Origin of the sequence: Psychrobacter sp. DD43, from assembly GCF_904846555.1 — a bacterium.
Taxonomy (GTDB): Bacteria; Pseudomonadota; Gammaproteobacteria; order Pseudomonadales; family Moraxellaceae; genus Psychrobacter; species Psychrobacter cryohalolentis.
In genome coordinates this window covers 45,265-66,877 of record NZ_CAJHBE010000020.1, presented here as the reverse complement: position 1 = coordinate 66,877, position 21,613 = coordinate 45,265, and the positions used below count along the sequence as shown (strand labels likewise).

Here is a 21,613-nt window from a genome sequence, read left to right as displayed (position 1 = left end):
ATTGAATAGGTCACGGTTTATTTCACTAAATGAATTGATTATAAACATTGTATCGGTTTTATCTAAGATTGACTATATTTACATACATCAGTGTCTATTCCAGCTCTTCGATCAGCGCTTGCATCTCAGCGATTTCACGCTTTTGCGCTTTAATAATATCGTCAGCGAGCTGTTGCACTCTAGGATCTTCGATATCTGCTCTTGAGCTGGTCAAAATAGCAATCGAGTGATGTGGTATCATCGCTTGCATCCAATCGACTTGATCGACCGTTGCTTGAGAGCGCACGCCCCATATCCCAACGGCAAACATCAACACACTTAGTCCATAAACCATCAAATTAACTTTGGTTTTTTTGTACATATTACCCATAAAGGCGAGCATAATGACCGCCATACCCGCACCCATGTAGAGCGCCATATAAGCTCGGGTTTCGCTAAAGTAGATGTGATCCCACTCATAGGTATTGAAATACATCATGATGTACATCACAATCGTAGACGTCACTATCATCAGGGTGAACTTGATATAAGGGTTCATGCCCTGTTGATGATTCATGTTGTTTTGATCTGAAGCATTCATAGTATATCTCCTATTACATTAATAATATTAGAACCAGAATTTAACCCCCGCAGTCAAACTACTGCTATCAACTGATTCATTATGTTGACGACGCTGATCTCGAGCACTACCAAGCGCTGTCTCATAACTCACACCCACATAAGGCGCAAGTTGGCGACTGAATGTCTCATAAGTGAGCCTCACTTCAGCATCCATCTCGTTAAAACCTTTGGTAATATGATTGTCGCTGTCTTTTTTACTAAAGGCTGTTAGTCCTACTTCCGGTATCACAACCCAGTGCTGGCTCAAACGCCACTCGTATTCTGCGCCAAGGTCCAATCGAACTTGTCCATCAGAATACAGATAAGCTCTGGCATCGGTTTCAATAAAGTAAGGCATAGTACCGACAATACCCGCCATAATGGCAGGTTTGTCATTTTCGGTATCATAAGCAACACCGGCCTCGCCATTCCAGAAGATACTTAGCGGCTTCCAGTAAGATAGTGAGGTCAGACTATCAATTTCTTTATCACCTTCGGTCTTAATACTACCTTCGCTGCGTAAAGAGAGGCGGCGCTCATCTACGCCATACCAAGCACCAACCTCATAATTAATCTGATCGTCATCAAACTGATAACCTAAATCATCTACAGAAACGCCCCATAATGGCATATCACCCATCATCATAGGCTTACCATACTGTCCATAGGGAACGCCGTTTGAGTAGTCGGAACTTCGTGCATCAGCTGGAGCCTTACCACCTTGCATACCTGACATATCCATGCTGCCATGATCCATACCCGACATGTCCATGCCACTGTGATCCATACCTGACATATCCATACCGCTATGGTCCATACCTGACATATCCATACCGCTATGGTCCATATCTGACATATCCATACCGCTATGATCCATATCTGACATATCCATACCGCTATGGTCCATATCTGACATATCCATACCGCTATGATCCATATCCGACATGTCCATGCCGCTGTGATCCATATCTGACATGTCCATACCTGACATATCCATACTACTATGATCCATGCCTGACATCATCATGTCTTTTTTAGCAGTGGACGGGTCAGCAGCATTAGCAAATGATGATGCCAGCAGTACCAATGATGATGCCCCAGCGAACCGTAAACCTACTTTATGTATTTTCATCTCATCTCTCACCTATCAATCAAAGATTTGCTTAAATGACCGCCACTTCTCTAAACATACCGGCTTCCATGTGATAGAGCAGATGACAATGCCATGCCCATCGACCAGCTTCCCCTGTGACATCAAAGCTGATTTTTTGTGCCGGCTGCACCATAATAGTATGCTTGCGCACCTGAAACTCGCCGTTAGGCATGCGCAAATCGCTCCACATGCCGTGTAAATGCATCGGATGGTTCATCATCGTGTCATTGACTAAGGTAATGCGCACGCGCTCACCCGGCTTAATATTAACCGGTGTCGCTTCACTGAACTTAACCCCATCAAACGCCCAGATATAGCGCTCCATGTTACCGGTCAAATGTAGCTCGATCTCTCGGGTAGGCTTGCGCTGCTCTGCAAATATTGCCTCATCGACAGAGCGCAGCTGGCTATAGTTCAGCACCTTTCTATCAATGTTACGCAGGTTAATACCGGGATCATCAAGGTTCATACGTGGACTGTCCACACGCATGTCAGATTTGAAGTCATACTCAGTTTTGGCATGCTTGGCTTTATAACCATTAGCACCCATAGCGCCCATCATATCTGCCATGGTGAGCCATTCTATTTTGTCCATAGCAGGCGTTGGCGCACGAGCGCCTTCTTTGGTGGCAAGCGTTGCGGCGACATAGCCTGAACGGTCTATGTTTTGGGCAAATATGGTATGCGCCTCTTTGGTCGGGGTGACAATGACATCATAGGTCTCAGCCACGCCAATACGAAAATCATCAATCGCAACGGGTGCGACATCAATACCATCGGTTGCCACCACAGTCATTTTGAGACCGGGTATGCGCACATCAAAGATGGTTTGTGCTGAAGCATTGATAAAGCGTAATTTAACGCGCTGTCCTGCCTTGACGATTTGTGCCCAATTAGCCGCGGTGGTTTTGCCATTCATAAGATAGGTGAAGGTGTTTTCGCCCGACAAGTCAGTAAAATCAGTGGGCATCATGCGCATCTGATTCCACATTTTGCGTTTATCAAACGCAGTTTTCATATCCGTTTCAGCGATATCAGACAGTAGCTTCTTGAAGTCTGGCAGATGATAGTTGTCAAAGTCGGCGCGCTGTTTGAGCAGCTTCAAGAGATTATGCGGGTTGCGGCTGGTCCAATCACTGAGCACGATCACGTGGTCTTCTTCGATAGGATGACGCTCACGACCTTTAGGTTCAATCACAATGGCACCCAGCATACCGGTTTGTTCTTGGAAGCCACTGTGTGAGTGATACCAATAGGTGCCTGATTGTTTGAGTTTGAATTTATAAGTAAAGGTGCTGTTTGCAGGAATGCCATCAAAGCTAATGCCCGGCACCCCATCCATCTCAAACGGTACTAGTAGTCCATGCCAATGGATAGAGGTTGATTCATCCATCTGATTATGAACACGTATCACCACCGTATCGCCTTCACGCATCTTTAACGTCGGTGCTGGCAGTGAATTATTGATGAGCGTTGCCATGCTCTTTTTACCGTTGACAATAGCGGACTGTTTACTGACGTATAAGTCAAACTCTTTACCGGTCAATATAGGCACTTTATGAGTGTTTTGGTCACTATTGATAGTAGCACCCTGACTGCCCGAACGACTTGAGTGTCCCAATGCACTACTGGCCATGGTCGGTATCAAGGAGGCGCCAAGGACAGCGGAGGATCCGGTTAAAAAACGTCGGCGGTTCAATATGTTCTGTTTATTCATAATGATGACCTAATTTAATTTGAGAGATGGTGGTTAAGCTTATGGTTATAATATTTAACGATACGTCAATTACGATTGGGAATCTTATTAAGCCGCTTTTAATGCTACTCACATTCAATTTATCCAGATCTCAGCCAAAACAACCATCAAAATTATAGTTGCTGCTGAGGAGAATCAATAGCGGCATAAACTTCTGTGGTGCCGTCTTTATTAAGCTGCATTACTTTATAAGGCATGAATTTATCTTGATATTCCATACCGGGGCTGCCAACTGGCATACTAGGTACGGCAAGTCCAATGGCTTGTATAGGAGGATTTTCTAAGAACTGAGCCATGTGTTTAGCAGGGACATGTCCTTCAAAGACGAAACCGTCGGTAGTAACGGTGGTATGGCAAGAGCGCATTTGCTGTGGTACGCCATAGCGATCTTTGAATAAAGAGACATCTGCCACATCTTGCGCGGTTGCACTTAATCCATTGTCTTTTGCATAGCCTACCCATTCTTTACAGCAGCCACAGTTGGCATCTTTATAGACGGTCGCTGAGACGTTTTTGAGTAATGATGACGGGTCGATTGCAGGAGCATCTGCCGGAGCCGAACTTTCGTTTTGTACTTGTGCATTCTGGGTAGCAGACTGTTCAACCTTTACTGGTTGAGAATCAGAGACACTGGTAGTAGATTGGCTACAAGCGGCTAGTGTAAGGGGTAGTGCTGATACCGCCATCAATAAAAGGACACGACCGGATAACCAGTGATGTCCATTAGAAAACCCGTGTATGTAATGTCTCATCAAATCACCTTTAAGTGTCTGTTATTATGCTCGATACTCTAAAAACTGGACCCTATATTTGTGGTCTTAACTAAAAACGTTAAATGCAGCACCGTTCAGTACTGCATTATTAATAACGATAACGTTTAATGATGATGCTTCTATATACAGACAGGGTTAATGCTGCATTCCAGAACCATCTTCCGACATCTCCATACCCATACCATCATCCGACATATTCATATCACCATCAAATGACATGTCCATCATATCGCCATCTATCCGAGTGGTTAGCATCGTGTACTGAGCTTCATCTAATTCAGGTAGCGATCTGATAAAAGCGACCATTGCCCACATTCTATCGTCATCATGGGAGGCGCCCCATGCAGGCATTCCCGAAGCCATAATGCCATGTTTGATGGCCCAAAAGCTTTGCTTTGCACCATCCTCAGTTTGATAACGTTTGACGATATCAGCCTTGGTAAAGTTGGGCGGCTTCGGATATAAGCTTTCGCTAAAGTCAGTTTGTGCCACTCCCGGAGACAAGTGACAGCCTGCACACATATCTTTATAGTCCGCGCCACCAGAGCTGATCATGTCAACCTGCTCTAAGTCTGGTACCACAATATCTTTACTGGCAGTTTGTATAGAACGATTGCGCGCAGTTTCTAAAAAGCTATACATCATTGGGCTATGCTCTTGGTCTGCACCCACGTTGACAACGCCACTGCTGACAACCGCAAACATCCCAACGATTGCCACAAATAAAGTAAAGAGCACACCCAATAAAAACTTCATATATTTTCCTAAAAACTTATTTCCGTTAATTTCTCTCTGCTATTAGAGAGGAGCTGTGAGTTAACAGAGCTAAAATTTTTAAGATTTACTGTCAGTAGTCACACAATGTTTTTGGTACATTTGCTTCATTTTGCTCATATTGGCCATCATGGCTTTCATAGCAGGGTCATTCATGTCCATCTTGCTATGATCCATTTTTCCCATCATTTGCATGTGCTTTTGCATCTTTTCACAGTTCATTTGATCTTTTTCAGCATGCATTTTAGGGTCATGCGCTAGAGCTGAGGTTGATACAACAAGAGCGATGGCAGTAATGGCGATTGATTTAGTCAGTGCTTTAAATTGCGACATAATTAATTCCTATTGATTGGATTAAGAGCTATTGAGGGTAAAGCAGTTAGACCAGCCCCAATGATACATTATTCATTCTGACTGGCACATGACATTAAGATTACAATATTGTCATCTTCACATATTGGGATTTCAATATCCCAAGTAATCTTTTAGTATTACTTCTCGCTATTATAATTTTTCACAAAATATTTTTCAGATTGCAAGTGTTGATCCTGATGCTGAACCTGACACGCGACTCTCGCATCGACATAACCTTTCATTTGCGCGCTAGAAATTTGTGCATCGTTATGATCTGCGTTCTTTGCAAAACTAGTAACCGCATCACAACTACTAAGAATAGAAGCATCTAAGTTCGTGGTGTGAGCATTGGCCGCTGACATACCAACTAACATTGATACTGAAAGTAAAGCTGCTTTTTTTAATGTACTATATTTTTTCATTTAAAACCCTTTGAATTCAAATAATAAATCATTTAAGTAAGATAATTGCCTAACTCATAGAAGCGGCCTATATCAGAGACAAGCTTCTATGTGGCGTTGATTTAGAATACTAAATAGAGGCTGACAGCTAGATGACACAGACATGACGTTTTTGTTAGAAACAAAACAATACTGTCATCTGCTTGTCATTAGAACTAAATGTCATTATCCGCTTTTATCTATAGAGCGCCGTTATAACAAGGACTTTTGATAAATATATAGATGATAATCTAACAACGTTAGTGATACGCTGTTGACAAATATAATGATATGAAGGTAGGCGACGATGAAAGTACTGTTAGTAGAAGATGAGCAAAAACTTGGAGAATATATTAATAAAGGCTTAACTGAGGCTGGCTTCATCGTGGATCATTATATGACTGGTCTAGATGGCTATCATGCGCTAATGACTGAAGAATTTAGTGTGGTGCTGATGGATGTTATGCTACCTGACGTCAGTGGCTTTGAGCTGATACAGCGCTACCGTGCCGCTGGAAAGCATACGCCTGTTTTATTTTTAACCGCTAAAGATGATTTAAGCGATCGAATCAAAGGTATTGAAATTGGTGGCGATGATTATCTGACCAAGCCTTTTGCTTTTGCTGAGCTGATTGTTAGAATAAAAAGCCTGTTACGTCGTGCCAATCAATCGGACTATAAAAGCACGGTCATCCATACCGCTGATCTGAAAATGGATATTGCCAAACGCACTGTATATAGAGGCGACACCCTTATCAAACTGACTGCCAAAGAGTTTGCTTTATTACAGTTTTTCCTAGAACGTCAAGGTGAAGTACTGCCACGTACTGTGATTGCCTCGCAAGTATGGGATATAAATTTTGACAGCGATACCAATGTCATTGACGTAGCTATCAGACGTCTAAGAATCAAAATCGACGATGGTTTTGACACCAAGCTGATTCACACAGTACGCGGTATGGGCTACAGGTTAGAGCCGCTGGCTGTAGGCGTGGGCGACGATGACAAAGATGATCCAAAATAAAATGAGATATAAATTTAAGAATCGACGTTGGCCGCTGTTATGGCGCACTGTTTTTTTACTGACCATATTTGTTGTCATCTCTCAAGTCATTATTTATATATGGGTTCAGCGCTCTGTTAACGAGCACTTTGAGCAAATGGACTCAGAGATCATTACTCATGCCGCGTTTAATTTGCGCAAACGTATGGTTGCCTTGGGCGAGGAAGTAGAGCCATTAACAGCTTCAAAGTCCCAATCACTCATTGATGACAATCACCTGCATTCTTCTTGGCTAGATTATGATTTAAAAACGCTAATATCAGATAAAAATGGCAAATTATTATCCAGCGATCCCAGTAATTTCATCCATGATTTACCGACCGACTTTAGCTTGTTACAACTACGGCAGGACTATCGCGATCAGCAGTTTATGATCAGGATTAATAGTAGACATTATCGAGCGATGGTCATTGCAAACCACGAGGCTTTGGCACTTATTGCGCTGCCTATCGATGTTCATCATCAATATCTCATACATTTTAATCGCCAGCTGAGCTTGATATTGATCGCGATCACACTATTACTGGTGTCAATTGCTGCATTAAGTGTCTATTGGGGATTTGCACCACTCGCTACTATCGTCCAAAAGATGAAGAGCATTAATCCTGAACAGTTACATGAAAGAGTGGTGGTCAGTAATATGCCCTTAGAGCTACGACCATTGGCTGAGTCTTATAACTTAATGATGGAAAAGCTGGAAAGTAATTTTGAATCGTTATCACGCTTCTCAGATAATATTGCCCATGAGCTACGTACTCCGCTGGCGACGCTTGGCACTCAAACCCAAGTGATGTTAAGTAAGCCTAGAGCGAGCCATGAATATGTTGAGCAGCTGCACCATCAGCATGACACCCTTGAGCAGTTATCTACGCTGATTAATAATATGCTGCTGCTAGCAAAGACACAAAAAGGGCTGTCTGACTCACAGCTCAATCAGATTGATACCGAGTCAATGTTCACTAAGCTTATTGATTACTATGAGCTAATCGCAGAAGATCGGAATATCTCCTTTGAAAAGACGGGCAACTTCCAAGCTGTGCTAGGAGATGAAAGCTTATTACAAAGACTGTTCGCCAATCTCATGTCAAATGCCATTTATTATGCTGCTAGTGACAGTGTGATTATTATTGAAGCCTCTAGTATTGAGATCCCCACTGTGCCTCATACTGTCACGAGTGATAAGCAAGATATGAGGTCGTCTATATTAAATCCTGCATCTTTCAAGGTAGTGATCACCAATCGCTTAGATCAACCATTGACTCAAGTAGAGGCTGATAAACTGTTTGAGCGCTTTTACCGTCATGATAAAACGAATACGATGCATTCGGGAACAGGCTTAGGCTTATCTATCGTGCAAGCTATCGCCAATGCCCATAATGGCAAGGTCAGTATTACTATAAAAGATGACTCTTACTTTCAAGTCAATGTTGAGTTGATGATGGCTAGATAAAGAAGTATCAAATAAGAAAATTCGAGCTTCTCGTTCCACGTAGCCAAATAATTAAGACTGTATTTAGATGTTATTTTTTAAGCAAAGTTCGCCTCGATTATTTACATAATTGAGGCTTTTTTCTGTCTAAAAATTCTCCAAGCATTTCAGCAGTAGATTATTGACCACAGTAACAATATTTCTTCCTCCTTTACAAAATTAATATTCCTGACCATTTAGTCAGTTATTTTAATAAAATCATAAACTTAGATGATATCAATAACTTAGAGTACGTTTTTTACTGATATTTGGCGCTAAAATGCAGTTGTCAGCCCTCATAAAACATGCTTAAATGTTTCAAAGTATTAATAATTGCTGCCAAAATTGGGATTACTGAAATAAGTTATTAAGAAAATCTTTGTAGTTTCAGCAGCATTGATGCTTGTTTTGATGACGTTTTATTTTTACTGAAAGCTAATAGCCTTTTTCCCTCTAGCAGTACGGGTGCGTTTTAACAGGAAGTTAAACCCCGTTTATAGCCATGATAACCATGATGGCAATGTTGCTAGGCACCAACGACTGTAAATAAAGGAATACTACTGTGCGTGATCATTCATTTATAAGCCTATCCTCAATCACTAATAAGCTAACCTATGCGCTTGTTGCCATTGCTGCTTTAGGCGCTATGAGCAGCGCTCAAGCAAAAGTGCTCTTCACTGATACCAGTATCTCAGCGCTTTACGGTACTGATTATGAGCTAGTGCCTCAAGAAACCTTAACCACCGTTACTTTAGAGCATGCCTCGACCCATACATGGGGTGGTGTATTTTTCTTTGTCGATCGCCATCAAGGTAAAGAAAACGCGGCAGGTAAAGAGTTTAAGGAAACCTATGGTGAGCTTGCGCCCAAACTTAAGCTGGCAAAGTTTGATAACAGCTTTATCAAACAAGTCAATTTAGCGGGGCAGTACGAGTTTGGCTCAAACAGTAACGGTTTTAGTCAAGATAACTATCTGGTAGGTGTTGGCGTGGATTTAAATGTCCCTATTCCGGGTATGAAATATGCATCGGCATCGCTATATCATGCGTTTAATGAGAAGGACAATGCTGATGATCAACAGATTACCTTAACCTACGGCTGGGAGAAAAATAACTTTGTCATAGATGGTTATGTTGACTATGCATTTAACAGCGAAGATGATTCTGTGAAAGATAATATCCATATCAATCCGCAATTAAAATACAACTTACAAGAAGTGTTGGGTATTGATAACCGCTTAGAAGTCGGTATGGAATATAGCTACTGGAAGAATAAATTTGGTAGTGACAAAACGCAGAATGCCGCGAGCGCTTTAGTGAAGTTCCATTTTTAAACAGTCATTAATTTTTAAATATGATTAATAAAGCCCTCATGCTAACTTTATCGGTTGGATGAGGGTTTTTTGTTATGTATGCAAAAAAATCGAAAGTCAGATAGGCTTAAGAAAAAAATAAAGGTGCTAAAAAACCGCATAAATTTTAAATTTGACTCATGCGCTTATGGGCGCTGATAGAGTCGACTGACACTTGCAATCAGCGCCACCATGACCATACCCATTATGATAAGAATAGCAGACATCATGTGTGCTGCCTCGTAATTCAATGCTTCTACTTGCTCATAGATAGCAATGGAGACCACTTTGGTTTCACCCGAAATACTGCCACCAATCATCAATACCACGCCAAACTCGCCAATGGTATGCGCAAAGCTGATTAAGCTGCCAAGGATGATACCGATACGAGCTTGCGGTAATGCTACCCGTATAAAGCGTCTGAAACGGCTGGGTTCCAGTAAGCTTGCAACCTCCATGACACTGGTTGGAATGCGTAAAAATTGCGCATAGACAGGCTGAACAAAAAAAGGCAATGAGTAAATAATAGAGCCAATGACCAGTCCTTCAAAGGTAAAGACAAAGGCGCTGATATTGTATTGCAACAGCCACTTACCGATACCAAAATTGGGGCTTAACAGTAATAATAAATAAAAACCAATCACAGTAGGCGGCAAGACCAGCGGCATCGCAATCACGCCCATGAGCATAATTTTGATGCGCCCAGCGATACGGCTGCGGCTGGGCTTTGCCAGCCAATAGGCTAATGGGGTTGCGAACACTAGCAAGCATAAGGTAGTGACACCAGCAAGCTTGATGCTTACCCACACAGGAAGCAGCATATCTGAGATAAGAGCAGGAGACATCATAACGTTACTGTTTATTTACCTTTTATCTAATAGCGCACTTTTACCATGTTATATAGAGCATCAATTATAAAGTACCGTTTATCGTATCCTTTTTTTTCAAACATCATAATAAGAAAACACATTTATAATGATATTTAAAGCCTTATTCATAGCGGCTATAAATAAATTACCGAACTGCTAAATAACCAGCTCTAGAGAAGTAAGCTTGTCCTGTAGGAGAACGTAGATAATCCGTGAAATCTGCTGCATTTGCTTCATTAGTAATGAGTATGCCGTCTTGTAAAATAGCAGGATAAGATGTTGGTGGTAAGAGGTAAAAATGCTCAGGTACTGCTTTCATTGCTATGACTTGTGAGTGCGCAACAAAGCCATAGTCGACACTACCAGTATGAGCATACTGGAAGGCTTGACCGATATTTTCAGCTTGGATAAGGCGTTTTTGTGCTGTTAGCGCGTCATAGAGATTTTGTGATTCTAAATAGACTTTGGCAGATTCACCGTAAGGGGCAAGCTCAGGATTGGCAATGGTGATTTTGCTTTTATCATTGTTATTAAGTAGCTCTGTCAATGTGTTTTGATCGAATACACCAACAGCTTTGGTGGCACTATAAATGGACAGTTGCCCTTGGGTATAAGTAAAAGGCGTATGATTTGCATCACCTTTAAAAACCTCATTTAGCAGCTGTGCGGGGAAGTCTTGGTTGGCCGCTAAAAAGATATCATATGGTGCACCTGAGATAATTTGAGAATAAAGCTTACCTGACGAGGCAAAAGTGACTTCTATTTCTTGGTTAGGTAAACCCTTATCAGTTTTGTAGCCCTCGATAATTTCAGGCAATACGTCCGATAAATTGGCAGCTGCAGCGATACGGAGTATTTGACTTGGCTCAGCGGTATTGTTGATCTCAGCTGGCAAGTCAGTACCTTTTTCTTTAGTACAAGCCGTTAGCATCAAGGCTAAGCAGACTGCTGCCATTTTTATATTCTTACCCATTATTGCTTAGCCATTTTGAAGAGTCATCTTGGTAGTATTCTTGCTTCCAAACGGGAATGTCCGCTTTTATCGTATCTAATATCCAGCGGCAGGCATCAAAAGCAGGATAACGATGGGCAGAAACCACGCCAACCCAAACCGCCACATCACCAATCTCTAAAGCCCCGATACGATGAATGGCGATAGCGTGAGTAATTTCAAAGCGCTTTTTGGCTTCTTCGATAATGGCACGTCCTTGATTGAGTGCAAGTTCTTCATAGCCATAGTAGGTCAAGCGGTTGACGCTACTGGCATTATTGTGATTACGTACACGACCTTCAAAGCATACGAAAGCACCGCAGCTGTCATCATTAAGGGTTTTCTTTAGTCGATTTTCATCAATATCTGAATCTAGTAGCGCAAAGCCATCACGTTCAGCGATGAGATAAGCCTCATCGATGCTATGCTTAATGCGCATCGACTGCCCATGTACTTGGTCTGCCATATATTGTCTCTATTTATTATTCTTAAAATTTTTAGCGATACACATAAGCGTCTAAATACTATTAACCGCCTGCTACTGGAGTAATGAAAACCACGCTATCGCCATGATTAACCTCATCTGTCCACTTGGCAAAGTAATCGTTTACTGCCACACGCAGCTCTGACTGTGGACGGCTAAAACGATGCTTTTGGCGCAGTTGCTCGTATAACTCGGTCAATGACGTAGACTGTGGTACGTTTACTTTTTCTTCATGACAATTGGCTTCATCGGCTAAGCTGGCAAAGTATAAAACGGTGATATTCATCGTCGTATTTATATCGTCACTGCTTTCTATTAAATCGCTCATAGAAGTCTCCATTATTTATTAATTGCCAAGCTTTATATCTATCATATCGCTATGGCGTATTTACGCATGTTGATAGTCAGATTTGCCGCCCGTCTTATTCATCAGATGGACGTTATTGATGATGATGTCGTGAGAGATGGCTTTGGTCATATCATAGATAGTTAGGCAAGCGACGCTGACAGCTGTCAGTGCTTCCATTTCTACGCCGGTTTTATGCGTAACTCTGACAGTAGCAGTGACAGTAATGCTGTTTTGGCTATCGTCGTATTCAAAATTTAAACCAATCTTATCTAATGGTAGGGGATGACAAAGTGGAATCAGGTCATGGGTACGTTTTGCAGCCATGATACCTGCGATATGAGCGGTCTGCGTGATACTGCCTTTTTTGGTCATACCATCAGCAGCTTTGATTTGCTCATAAATTATCGCAGGGAAGATCACTTGTCCCTGCGCACGTGCTTCTCTTGTCGTCGCTATTTTGCCACTCACATCGACCATGGTGATATCACCGTCGCTATCTAAATGCGACAAGGCAGTTTGAATGGGTTTTTGACTGCTGATATTCATTTATCATTTCTCTTAAATGGCTAGTTTCTCTCAGTAAATCTTATTATATGTTACGTAAGGCAATACAGGCACGCTCAAAATCTTTAGGCGTATTAAAATTGGTAATAGATTGCCAATCCTCTAAAAACGTTACAGGCTGTACAATTGGCTGAATAAATTTCATTACTTGGCGCTGCCCATTGTCAATATAATGCTTCAAATCCGGGTCAATACTTAAGCGATAAATACCTAACAATGGATATAAATGATGCTCATCGGTGAGACAAATTACCGATTTATCTACAGCTTGCGTTATATAAGGTTGCAGTTTTTTCCATAAATCGTTTGCAGCAATCAAGCTATCACAGCTAATAACCATCAGCCAAGATGCGTACGAATTTGCCGCATTGGTTGATTGCATAATCATTGAGCTGGTCAAATATTGTAATGCCGCCTCTATGGCGACCAATGCGCCGCCGGTTTCGATCTGTTCATTGTCATTACTAGCAAAATCGTCAACCGAAAGGTAATCAGTGATATGAATGATGAGCACTTGCGGGTTATTCAAAATCAAATCTGGATTGATACCAAAACCACGACCGTTATCTGCAATCATAATAGACACATTATGAGCAGTGGCTGCGCTTAGTTTAAGCGCTTGCCTGACATGATAATCAAGCAATCGCTCATTGGTTGGTAGCATCAACTCAGCTTTAGGCGAACCCATACGTTTGGATGCACCGCCTGCTAAGATGACGATACCTGCTAAGCGATTCAAGTGATCTATATCGCTTGAGCTATTTACACTTTTTAAGGTATTTACAGCATCTGTCATGATTAATCGTGACCGGGGTTGGTACGCATAAAGTGCGGGACAAAATTGCATGGGCGCGTACGGCTATCCAGCTGCTCTTGTAAGATGCCTTCCCAAGCAGTGCGGCAAGCACCTGATGAGCCAGGTAAGCAAAAAATGCCTGTACCATTTGCCATACCAGCTACAGCGCGAGATTGGATGGTAGACATGCCGATATCGTCTTTTGAGATTAAGCGGAACATCTCGCCAAAACCATCTACTGACTTGTCAAACAAGACGCTGACTGCCTCTGGAATGCTGTCTCTAATATAAAACCCCGTACCGCCAGTGGTAATCACTGCATGAACATTTGGGTCCGCAATCCAGCCGCTGACAACGGCTCTAATCTTATAGATATCGTCGGTAATCAGTTGACGATCAGCAAGCTGATGCCCTGCTGCGGTTAACTGATCGACCAGATATTGTCCTGAGCTGTCTTCTGCCATCGTACGACTGTCAGAAACGGTTAATATCGCGAGATTAAGTGGGGTAAAAGGTGCTTGCAGCTTGCTCATGAATGTTCCTTGATAAATATGCTTATTATGAAAAATATTGCTGATAAATTAACCACCAATCATTGACAAGTTATTCATAATGCCACTGTTCGAGTCATGAAGATGATGGTGCTCAGGTTTTATGGGCATAAAACTATGTAAAGTACTGACCAGTCCTGCAACATCATCTTGCTGCAAATGCTCACGAATGTCGTAATTGCCTTGATCAAATAAGCACAGATGCACCTTGCCTTGACTGCTAACCCGTAGGCGATTACAGCTGTCACAAAAATGGGCTGCATATGGGGCAATCAGTCCGATACGCCCTTTATAATCAGGATGACTGTACTCAATTGCTGGACCGTCGTTGCTGCCGCGTTCATGAGTTTGCCAGCCGTCTTCTATCAGATAATTGGTAATGATGTCGGTTTGCGCATGCTGAGCAAAAAATAAATCGCTGTTGTCACTGGTCTGCATAAATTCAATAAAGCGATAAGTGACTGCTCTATCTTTGACATAATCAATGGCATTCATTAAGTTTTCAAAGGCAGTTTCTGCCATCAGAATGCTGTTTATTTTAAGCTTAATATCGGTGGTTGCCAGCAAGGTATCCATATCAGTCAAGAGTTGCGGCAACATATCAAAGCCAGTCATCTTATGGAAAGTAGCGGCATCAAAGCTGTCCATACTGATATTAAGCTGATTTAGTCCGGCTGCCTGCCAACTAGCCAAGTGCTTACCAAGCTTATACCCATTACTGGTCATGGCAACGGTTTTAATGCCTTCAGTGTTTTTGATTGTTTTAATAATGTCTACCACATCACGGCGTATAGAAGGCTCACCGCCCGTAATCCTGACTTTTTTGGTGCCAACTTGAGCAAATCCGCGGATTAACGTAGCAATTTCAGCGACACTAAGCTCATCTTGGGGAGGTTTGCCTTGATAGCCATTGGGCAAGCAATATTCACAGCGAAAATTACAGAAATCAGTAATCGATAAACGCAAATAGGTCAAACGTCGTGCAAAGCCATCTGTTAATGGTTGAGCTAATAATGGTTGAGCTAGGTTAGCTGCAAAATCAGTAGACAAAACTGCCAATTTCGATGGTAAATGATCATCAAAAAAACTAGATGCAGCAGTAGGCGAATACAGTTGAGCATTTCCTACGGTGGGGGCAAGATGGTTCATAGATGATTACCATTAATATAAAATATAGTGTGTACTTTTAAGCGTTGCCTCAGGTTGTGAGTGAAATAGGCTATTCAGGTATAAATATGGCGGATTAACTACAAATAACAATCAACCGTCATTCAATTAGTGACTAACATCAGAGTAGCAGTTAGATAATAAATGTTAAGTTTTACACGGCTTATAGCATAGAGGTTTATTCACTGTATCATTTTTAAGCGACATTCACTATATCCAAGGGAAAGGTTGCACTTGTACGCTTTCGCCAGTGGCTACATTGCCAGAATCTTGTGCCAATACAATAAAGCAGTTGGCATGGCTCAGCTGCTTGATACGGTGTGATTGTTGTTTGGTAAAGCTTTCAACATAAAAACTGCCTGCTTCATCTTGGGTTAAAACGCCTCTTTGGAAGTCCTTACGACCCGCTGATTTTTTAACATCGTTTTTAAGTGTTGCCATGACTGTTAATTGCATGGGTCGCTCTGAATGAGACGCGCCTGCCATTTGCCACAAAGCAGGAATCACAAACTGTAGCGTACCAACGACCGTCGATAGTGGATTACCAGGCAAACCAAAATATAAGACAGGCTTGGCAAGGTTTTGTGTCAGCTCACCAAAGACAAACGGTTTACCAGGTTTCATCGCGACTTTGTAGTGATTAATCTTGCCCAATTGTTCAATGACGGTGGTCAAAAAATCATAATCACCAACGGATACACCAGCGGTAGAGATCAGTACGTCACACTCTTGCATGGCTTGAGTGACAGCAGCCGTCGTTTTGTCTAAATTATCAGGGATAATCCCATAATCTTGAATAGCTATTGGTAAATCAGAGAGCAGGCTTTTAAGAGTGGGGGTATTAGAATTATAGATTTGCGCCAAACTTTTAAGCTCATTGCCAATCGCCACTAGCTCATCGCCTGTCGCGAATACACCAACAATTAAAGGCTGATAGACGTTGGCTTTATCAAAGCCTAAGTTAGCCAGTAAGCTGATATCAGCAGGATTCAGCCGCTTACCTTTAAATAAAACGGCTTCTCCCGCTGCAATTTCTTCGCCTTGTTTGCGAATATGGTCATCAGACTGAGCCGTTTGGCTAAGGATGATTGAGTATGGCTTTGATTTATCAATGCTGCTTTTTATCGCGGCAAAATTGGTGTTTTCTTGCATGATAACGGTATCACATTCATCAGGTATGACCGCACCAGTAAAAATGCGTACTCCTTGACCTGACTGGATATCACCATTATAAGGGCTACCAGCTTGCGATTCTCCGATGATGGTGATGGTAGTATTTGTTGCAAGCTTAGTCCTTTTAGCAATCGCATAACCATCCATCGCAGATAGGTTCTGTCTTGGTACCGAAAAAGGCGAGACGATATCTTCAGCCAGTATGTGATGACAGCTGTCTAATAAATCGTAGTTAGCGACGGCTCTTTTATTAAGCGGATAGTCGTTATTATTATAATTCTCTACGCGCTGCTGTATCTCAGCTACAAGCCCTTCAACCGTAATCATAACCTTGTACTCATCTTATTAATGTTGAGCTATATATAGCATCAGACATACTTTATACCATAAGAATGACATGGCTGACAGGGAATTTATAAGCGGAGTCGTAAGATATGACTGAGGTTGTACGTTAAAAAATAGATAAAAATAGAGCAGATTTTCATATCACTTTACCGAGATAGTTTTTTTATCGCTTGCTCGAAGAAAACGATGCAGAAGCTTCAAAAAACCATCCCAGTAATGCTATTTTGTCATTAACAATTGCTTATAACCTTAAGCCAGCTCTATACTCATTTTGGGACCAAAGGGTTCGTAATGAATGTTATCAAGGACATGGTCAAGGATGATCAGGCTATCAATAATGCTTTCCATAAAAGGCATGGAACCACAAACATAAATATCAGCAAGTTTAGGCAAATTGCTAAGCCAAGCTTCATTAAGAATCTGCCCAGACTCAAAGTAAAAAATGTGCTTTTCTACGTTTATCGCAGTAGCCAATAGTTTATTAACTTCACTATCAAAAGCATGATGCTCTTGGTTTTGGCAAGCATAAACCCAAACGATAGGACGTTTTGGATTGGCGGTAACTTGAAATTCTAACATGGATAAAATAGGTGTCACGCCAACGCCAGCACTGATCAGTACCAAGGGAATATCATTTTGCTGTACCAAATCTTGGTCTAGCTCAAAATCACCAGCCGGTGCCGACAATAAAACCGTGTCACCGACGGCTAGATGATCATGTAAATAATTAGACACTAGACCATGATGCTCATTGCGATTGTCACGTCTAACTGCAAATTGGATACCTTGATCGCTATTGGCTGAGTATAAAGAGTAGTGACGCAGAGCAATATGATCGCTATCTGCTGGGTCTGTTTTTACAGTAATGTATTGACCGGCAGACAGTTTAATCTTGCTTAAATCGATAGTCTGATTGTTTACTAAATGGTCATTTACCGGGACGACGGTAAAGGCGGCGATATCAGTCGCTGCTTCTACTTTTGCCGTTACTATAAACGGTGCAAAGCCTTGCCATATTGCCTGCTCATACATACCGTGCTCGATTTGGATAAATATCGAGGCAATCTCATCATAAGCTTCTGCCCAAGCCGTAAGGATATCGTCAGTTGCTGCATCACCCAATACTTCCTTGATGGCAGCAAGCAGATGCTTGCCAACGATAGGGTAGTGCTCTGGTAGGATTTGTAAGGCGCGATGCTTATGGCTGATTTGCGTCACTTGCGGCAATAATGTCGCTAAGTTTTCTAGATGTTTAGCCGCTGCCAAAACTGTCATTGCCAGTGCAGTCTGTTGACGACCAAGCTTTTGATTGGTTTCATTAAAAATATCAAGTAGTTCAGGATGCTCATGAAACATATTCTTATAAAATACAGTAGTAATCGCTGTCCCATGCTCTTCGAGTACCGGTACCGTTGCTTTGACGATTGCTAATGTTTGTAGTGAAGCCATTGTGGATCCTTTAGTGAATATTCACATTGATAATATTTAGTGATTTAAGATTAATGAACGAAATTAATAACGATAATCAAAATTTCGAACCGCCGAATGAGCCAATAAAACGCAGTGACTCAACACTTAAAAGTCAAATCGTTAACCGAAATTATAAGATTCATTTAAAATGAATCTTATAATATATTATCTTTGTTCTAATATCAATGATGCCATACTATTGTACTGATTCCGTTTGCCAACATTTCTGTATCACAATCTGATTTTATTTTACAGACGAAGGGGTTCGTTTGAGCAAAGTCCACATACATAAATCATTAGTTTTAAAACGCTACGATTCATTAAATGGGTGGCACAAAAAAGCCCTGTTAGGTACAGGGCTTTTTTTATTAAGCGATAGGTAACTTCTTTATTTAAAATAGTACTTTAGACATTTTTGCCGTGTTGCTTTTGCTGAATGTCTTTAGCTAAGTTATAGCATTCATTGATATGGTCAGTAGCAATCTTCTTAAAAATCATATAGCCCATAGTACCTGCGACCAGTTGACCACCAAGTGGGATAAATTTGGTCACTTGCTTAGCAGCGATACGACCACCAAAGCCTTGCACTGTCTTTTTAACGATACCACGAGTTGCCATTAAGCCTGCAAAGTCAACGGTACGATCTTTTAGCGCACTCCAGTGAATAGCGCGTGACTCTAAATCTACCGCTGCTTGGCGATCCTCAAGTAAACCAAAGCGCTCACTGATTTCAGGTAAAAGCATTGTCAGCATGCTAGCGTCAATTGCCACATCAAAAAATGGTACCGGAACGATAGCAACACCAGCAGAGATTCTGGCGCGCTTTTTGACCATGGCGATACATTCTTTTTTGACTTGTTCAAGATTTAAGTTTGGATCAATCGTATTCGGTAGTTTTTCAGCTAAAGGGGTCGTTTTCATGAAATATCCTTAAAATAGATAAAAATAGCAATTAAAAGAAAAAAATAAAACATCAAGCATGGAATAAATAACAAGCAACTGCAGTGTTTATAAGATGCCTACCATTTTATGTATTTATAAACGCCATACAATCGCTGCTTTGTAGCAAAATGCTGAAAAATAGGGGTAATCTGCACCGTTTTTGTAAATGAAGCCATACGCTAAAAATAGAAGTTTAGAAATAAATACATTGTCTAGGTGCGCTCAAATTATTCTATAAGTTAAGTGATGATGGATGTATAAGCAATCTCTAACCTTGCACCGACATGCCAAAAATTACCTCTAAATTAATATTGTGAGCACTTACTAAAGCCAGTAGAATAGCTTCATGCTAAATTTAACTCCCCGTTATACCAGCACTCGCATTGACGAGTTGCCCGCCGCGTTGCAACCACTTGCCGCCCAATCATTGACGCTTGCTCGCCTATATGCTGCTCGCGGTATTATGCAGCCAGATGAGCTTGAGACACAGCTGGCTGGTTTGCTGCCTGCTGAGAAGCTAAAAGGTATCATTGAAGCGGTAGATCTATTAGATATCGCTATTGATGACAGTCAGCGTATTCTGATCGTTGGTGACTTTGACTGTGATGGCGCAACCAGTACGGCGTTAATGATGCGCGCCCTGACTGCCATGGGTGCCAAGGTTGATTTTCTAGTGCCTGACCGTTTTAAATACGGTTATGGGTTGACGCCAGAGATTGTCGAATTGGGTATTAAAACTTATCAACCGCAAATGATCGTCACGGTAGATAATGGTATCTCAAGCCATGAAGGCGTGGCGCGCGCGCAGGCTGATGGCATTACTGTCATTATTACAGACCATCATCTCACCACCAAAGAGACACCGCCTGCTGAAGCGGTAGTCAATCCCAATCAACTTGATTGCACTTTTGCTAGTAAAGCTTTGGTAGGTGTTGGGGTAGCTTTTTACGTACTCGGACGACTGGCAAAGCTGCGCCGCGATGCTGGCAAATCTACCGTACAAGTCAGTCAATATTTGGATTTAGTGGCGCTTGGTACGATTGCTGATGTGGGCGTACTTGATAAAAACAATCGTATTTTGGTCCATCATGGCTTAGCGGCTATTCGTCAAGGACGTGGCTCTCTTGGCATACTAGCGTTACTCGAGCAAGCGGGTCGAGATCCCAAAAAACTACAGGCGCAAGATTTTGGTTTTGTCTTGGGTCCACGTATTAATGCGGCTGGGCGTATGGATAATATGCGCATCGGTATTGAGTGCTTGCTAGCAGATGATTGGGCAACAGCGCAGCGATTGGCACAAGAGCTTGAGCAGCTGAATCGTACGCGTCGCCAAGTAGAAGGTGAGATGCGTACGCAAGCGGATAATATCGTCCAAGCATTAGCTGCTGCTGATACAGGTATTGAAGCTGATGTTGAAGAAAGCGATGATATTATCGTTCAGAATAGGCTTGAGAAGAAGATCACTAATACCCGCAGTATTGTGTTATATCAAGATGACTGGCATCAAGGTGTTATCGGTATCGTCGCAGGACGTTTGAAAGAAAGCCATTATCTGCCAAGCATTGTCTTTGCGCCAGCGAATACTGAACGTACAGGTGCTGAAGATGCCATCAAAGGCTCAGCACGTTCTATTGCTGGCGTGCATATTCGTGATGCCATTGAACAAGTTGCCGAGAGCCATCCTGATTTAATCAGTCATTTTGGCGGTCATGCCATGGCAGCAGGACTGACGTTGAAACGAAGTAACTTTGATGCCTTTGTGACAGCATTTAACGCGGTGCTGGCACAGATGGGGGATGAGGTATTCGCTGAGAAAAAATTCACCGATGGTGCTTTGCAAGCAAGTGATTTTAGCTTATGGTTTGCTGAGCATCTTGCAGAGTCTAGTATTTGGGGACATGGGTTTGCGCCACCGATATTTGATGGGGTGTTTGAAGTGTTGAACTTTAAAGTGTTAAAGGATAAACACCTTAAACTGTCGCTACGTTATCCTGATGTACAGTATCCGATTGAGGCGATTCAATTTAATTTTGATAGCAGTGCTTGGGATTACCGTGCCGAAAAAGTACATATATTGTTTGAGCTGGACATCAATGAATGGAATGGCAAACAAAGCTTGCAGTTAATGATAAAAGATTTGGCGCTGGTAAAAGAGACGGTCGAAGCAAACTAGAGACTTA

General features: G+C 41.9%; 22 protein-coding genes. 4 read left to right on the top strand and 18 right to left on the bottom strand.

All coding sequences use genetic code 11. The features are described from left to right. Positions 1 to 94 precede the first annotated feature (94 nt). From JMX89_RS10740 to JMX89_RS10710, 7 genes are all read right to left on the bottom strand, one after another. Entirely contained in the window at positions 95 to 580 is a 486-nt protein-coding gene (locus tag JMX89_RS10740; RefSeq protein WP_020443003.1) for a DUF305 domain-containing protein, read from the bottom strand. 27 nt (positions 581 to 607) lie between these two features. Then, positions 608 to 1,732, bottom strand: coding sequence for a copper resistance protein B (locus JMX89_RS10735; RefSeq protein ID WP_201532373.1), 1,125 nt, complete (start codon positions 1,730 to 1,732; stop codon positions 608 to 610). 31 nt (positions 1,733 to 1,763) lie between these two features. After that, entirely contained in the window at positions 1,764 to 3,470 is a 1,707-nt protein-coding gene (locus tag JMX89_RS10730) for a copper resistance system multicopper oxidase (RefSeq protein WP_201532374.1), read from the bottom strand. Between the two features lie 152 nt (positions 3,471 to 3,622). Beyond that, a complete protein-coding gene (locus JMX89_RS10725; RefSeq protein ID WP_201532375.1) occupies positions 3,623 to 4,261 on the bottom strand; it encodes a DUF411 domain-containing protein in 639 nt (212 codons plus the stop codon). A 156-nt stretch (positions 4,262 to 4,417) separates the two neighbouring features. Further along, on the bottom strand, positions 4,418 to 5,038 hold the full coding sequence (locus JMX89_RS10720) for a c-type cytochrome (RefSeq protein WP_181211007.1): 621 nt from the start codon (positions 5,036 to 5,038) through the stop codon (positions 4,418 to 4,420). A gap of 78 nt (positions 5,039 to 5,116) precedes the next feature. Then, complete coding sequence (locus tag JMX89_RS10715; protein ID WP_020443008.1) at positions 5,117 to 5,389, bottom strand: hypothetical protein; 273 nt, start codon at positions 5,387 to 5,389, stop codon at positions 5,117 to 5,119. A gap of 158 nt (positions 5,390 to 5,547) precedes the next feature. After that, on the bottom strand, positions 5,548 to 5,832 hold the full coding sequence (locus JMX89_RS10710; protein WP_149410012.1) for a hypothetical protein: 285 nt from the start codon (positions 5,830 to 5,832) through the stop codon (positions 5,548 to 5,550). A gap of 325 nt (positions 5,833 to 6,157) precedes the next feature. Here JMX89_RS10710 and JMX89_RS10705 point away from each other — a divergent pair, with 325 nt between their 5' ends. From JMX89_RS10705 to JMX89_RS10695, 3 genes are all read left to right on the top strand, one after another. Beyond that, positions 6,158 to 6,874 carry a heavy metal response regulator transcription factor gene (locus tag JMX89_RS10705; protein ID WP_201532376.1) on the top strand — a complete coding sequence of 239 codons (717 nt, stop codon included), beginning with the start codon at positions 6,158 to 6,160 and terminating at the stop codon, positions 6,872 to 6,874. A gap of 1 nt (position 6,875) precedes the next feature. Then, on the top strand, positions 6,876 to 8,363 hold the full coding sequence (locus JMX89_RS10700; protein WP_133105208.1) for an ATP-binding protein: 1,488 nt from the start codon (positions 6,876 to 6,878) through the stop codon (positions 8,361 to 8,363). A gap of 580 nt (positions 8,364 to 8,943) precedes the next feature. Further along, complete coding sequence (locus JMX89_RS10695) at positions 8,944 to 9,714, top strand: DUF5020 family protein (RefSeq protein ID WP_133105207.1); 771 nt, start codon at positions 8,944 to 8,946, stop codon at positions 9,712 to 9,714. Positions 9,715 to 9,878: 164 nt separating this feature from the next. Here JMX89_RS10695 and modB read toward each other — a convergent pair whose 3' ends face one another. From modB to JMX89_RS10640, 11 genes are all read right to left on the bottom strand, one after another. Then, on the bottom strand, positions 9,879 to 10,580 hold the full coding sequence (modB, locus tag JMX89_RS10690; protein WP_133105206.1) for a molybdate ABC transporter permease subunit: 702 nt from the start codon (positions 10,578 to 10,580) through the stop codon (positions 9,879 to 9,881). Positions 10,581 to 10,746: 166 nt separating this feature from the next. Beyond that, a complete protein-coding gene (gene modA / locus JMX89_RS10685) occupies positions 10,747 to 11,574 on the bottom strand; it encodes a molybdate ABC transporter substrate-binding protein (protein WP_133105205.1) in 828 nt (275 codons plus the stop codon). Then, a complete protein-coding gene (locus JMX89_RS10680; RefSeq protein ID WP_201532381.1) occupies positions 11,567 to 12,058 on the bottom strand; it encodes a molybdenum cofactor biosynthesis protein MoaE in 492 nt (163 codons plus the stop codon). The genes modA and JMX89_RS10680 overlap by 8 nt, the downstream gene beginning before the upstream one ends. A gap of 61 nt (positions 12,059 to 12,119) precedes the next feature. After that, positions 12,120 to 12,404, bottom strand: a complete 285-nt coding sequence (locus tag JMX89_RS10675; RefSeq protein WP_201532382.1) for a MoaD/ThiS family protein — start codon at positions 12,402 to 12,404, stop codon at positions 12,120 to 12,122. A gap of 60 nt (positions 12,405 to 12,464) precedes the next feature. After that, positions 12,465 to 12,971 carry a cyclic pyranopterin monophosphate synthase MoaC gene (gene moaC, locus JMX89_RS10670; RefSeq protein ID WP_201532383.1) on the bottom strand — a complete coding sequence of 169 codons (507 nt, stop codon included), beginning with the start codon at positions 12,969 to 12,971 and terminating at the stop codon, positions 12,465 to 12,467. A 43-nt stretch (positions 12,972 to 13,014) separates the two neighbouring features. After that, the gene (locus JMX89_RS10665; RefSeq protein WP_201532384.1) at positions 13,015 to 13,785 is read right to left on the bottom strand and encodes a molybdenum cofactor guanylyltransferase; all 771 of its coding nucleotides are present in this window, start codon (positions 13,783 to 13,785) and stop codon (positions 13,015 to 13,017) included. 2 nt (positions 13,786 to 13,787) lie between these two features. Next, positions 13,788 to 14,318 (bottom strand): molybdenum cofactor biosynthesis protein B, encoded by a 531-nt coding sequence (gene moaB / locus JMX89_RS10660; protein WP_020443017.1) that lies wholly within the window; start codon positions 14,316 to 14,318, stop codon positions 13,788 to 13,790. Between the two features lie 48 nt (positions 14,319 to 14,366). Further along, positions 14,367 to 15,485: a GTP 3',8-cyclase MoaA gene (gene moaA, locus JMX89_RS10655; RefSeq protein WP_201532385.1), complete on the bottom strand. Its 1,119-nt coding sequence runs from the start codon at positions 15,483 to 15,485 to the stop codon at positions 14,367 to 14,369. A 228-nt stretch (positions 15,486 to 15,713) separates the two neighbouring features. Next, positions 15,714 to 17,003 carry a gephyrin-like molybdotransferase Glp gene (glp, locus tag JMX89_RS10650; protein WP_201532386.1) on the bottom strand — a complete coding sequence of 430 codons (1,290 nt, stop codon included), beginning with the start codon at positions 17,001 to 17,003 and terminating at the stop codon, positions 15,714 to 15,716. Positions 17,004 to 17,270: 267 nt separating this feature from the next. Continuing rightward, positions 17,271 to 18,470, bottom strand: coding sequence for a globin domain-containing protein (locus JMX89_RS10645; protein WP_201532387.1), 1,200 nt, complete (start codon positions 18,468 to 18,470; stop codon positions 17,271 to 17,273). Between the two features lie 426 nt (positions 18,471 to 18,896). After that, the gene (locus JMX89_RS10640; protein WP_149410024.1) at positions 18,897 to 19,412 is read right to left on the bottom strand and encodes a hypothetical protein; all 516 of its coding nucleotides are present in this window, start codon (positions 19,410 to 19,412) and stop codon (positions 18,897 to 18,899) included. Positions 19,413 to 19,779: 367 nt separating this feature from the next. Here JMX89_RS10640 and recJ point away from each other — a divergent pair, with 367 nt between their 5' ends. Further along, positions 19,780 to 21,606, top strand: a complete 1,827-nt coding sequence (gene recJ / locus JMX89_RS10635) for a single-stranded-DNA-specific exonuclease RecJ (protein ID WP_201532388.1) — start codon at positions 19,780 to 19,782, stop codon at positions 21,604 to 21,606. Positions 21,607 to 21,613: the final 7 nt, after the last annotated feature.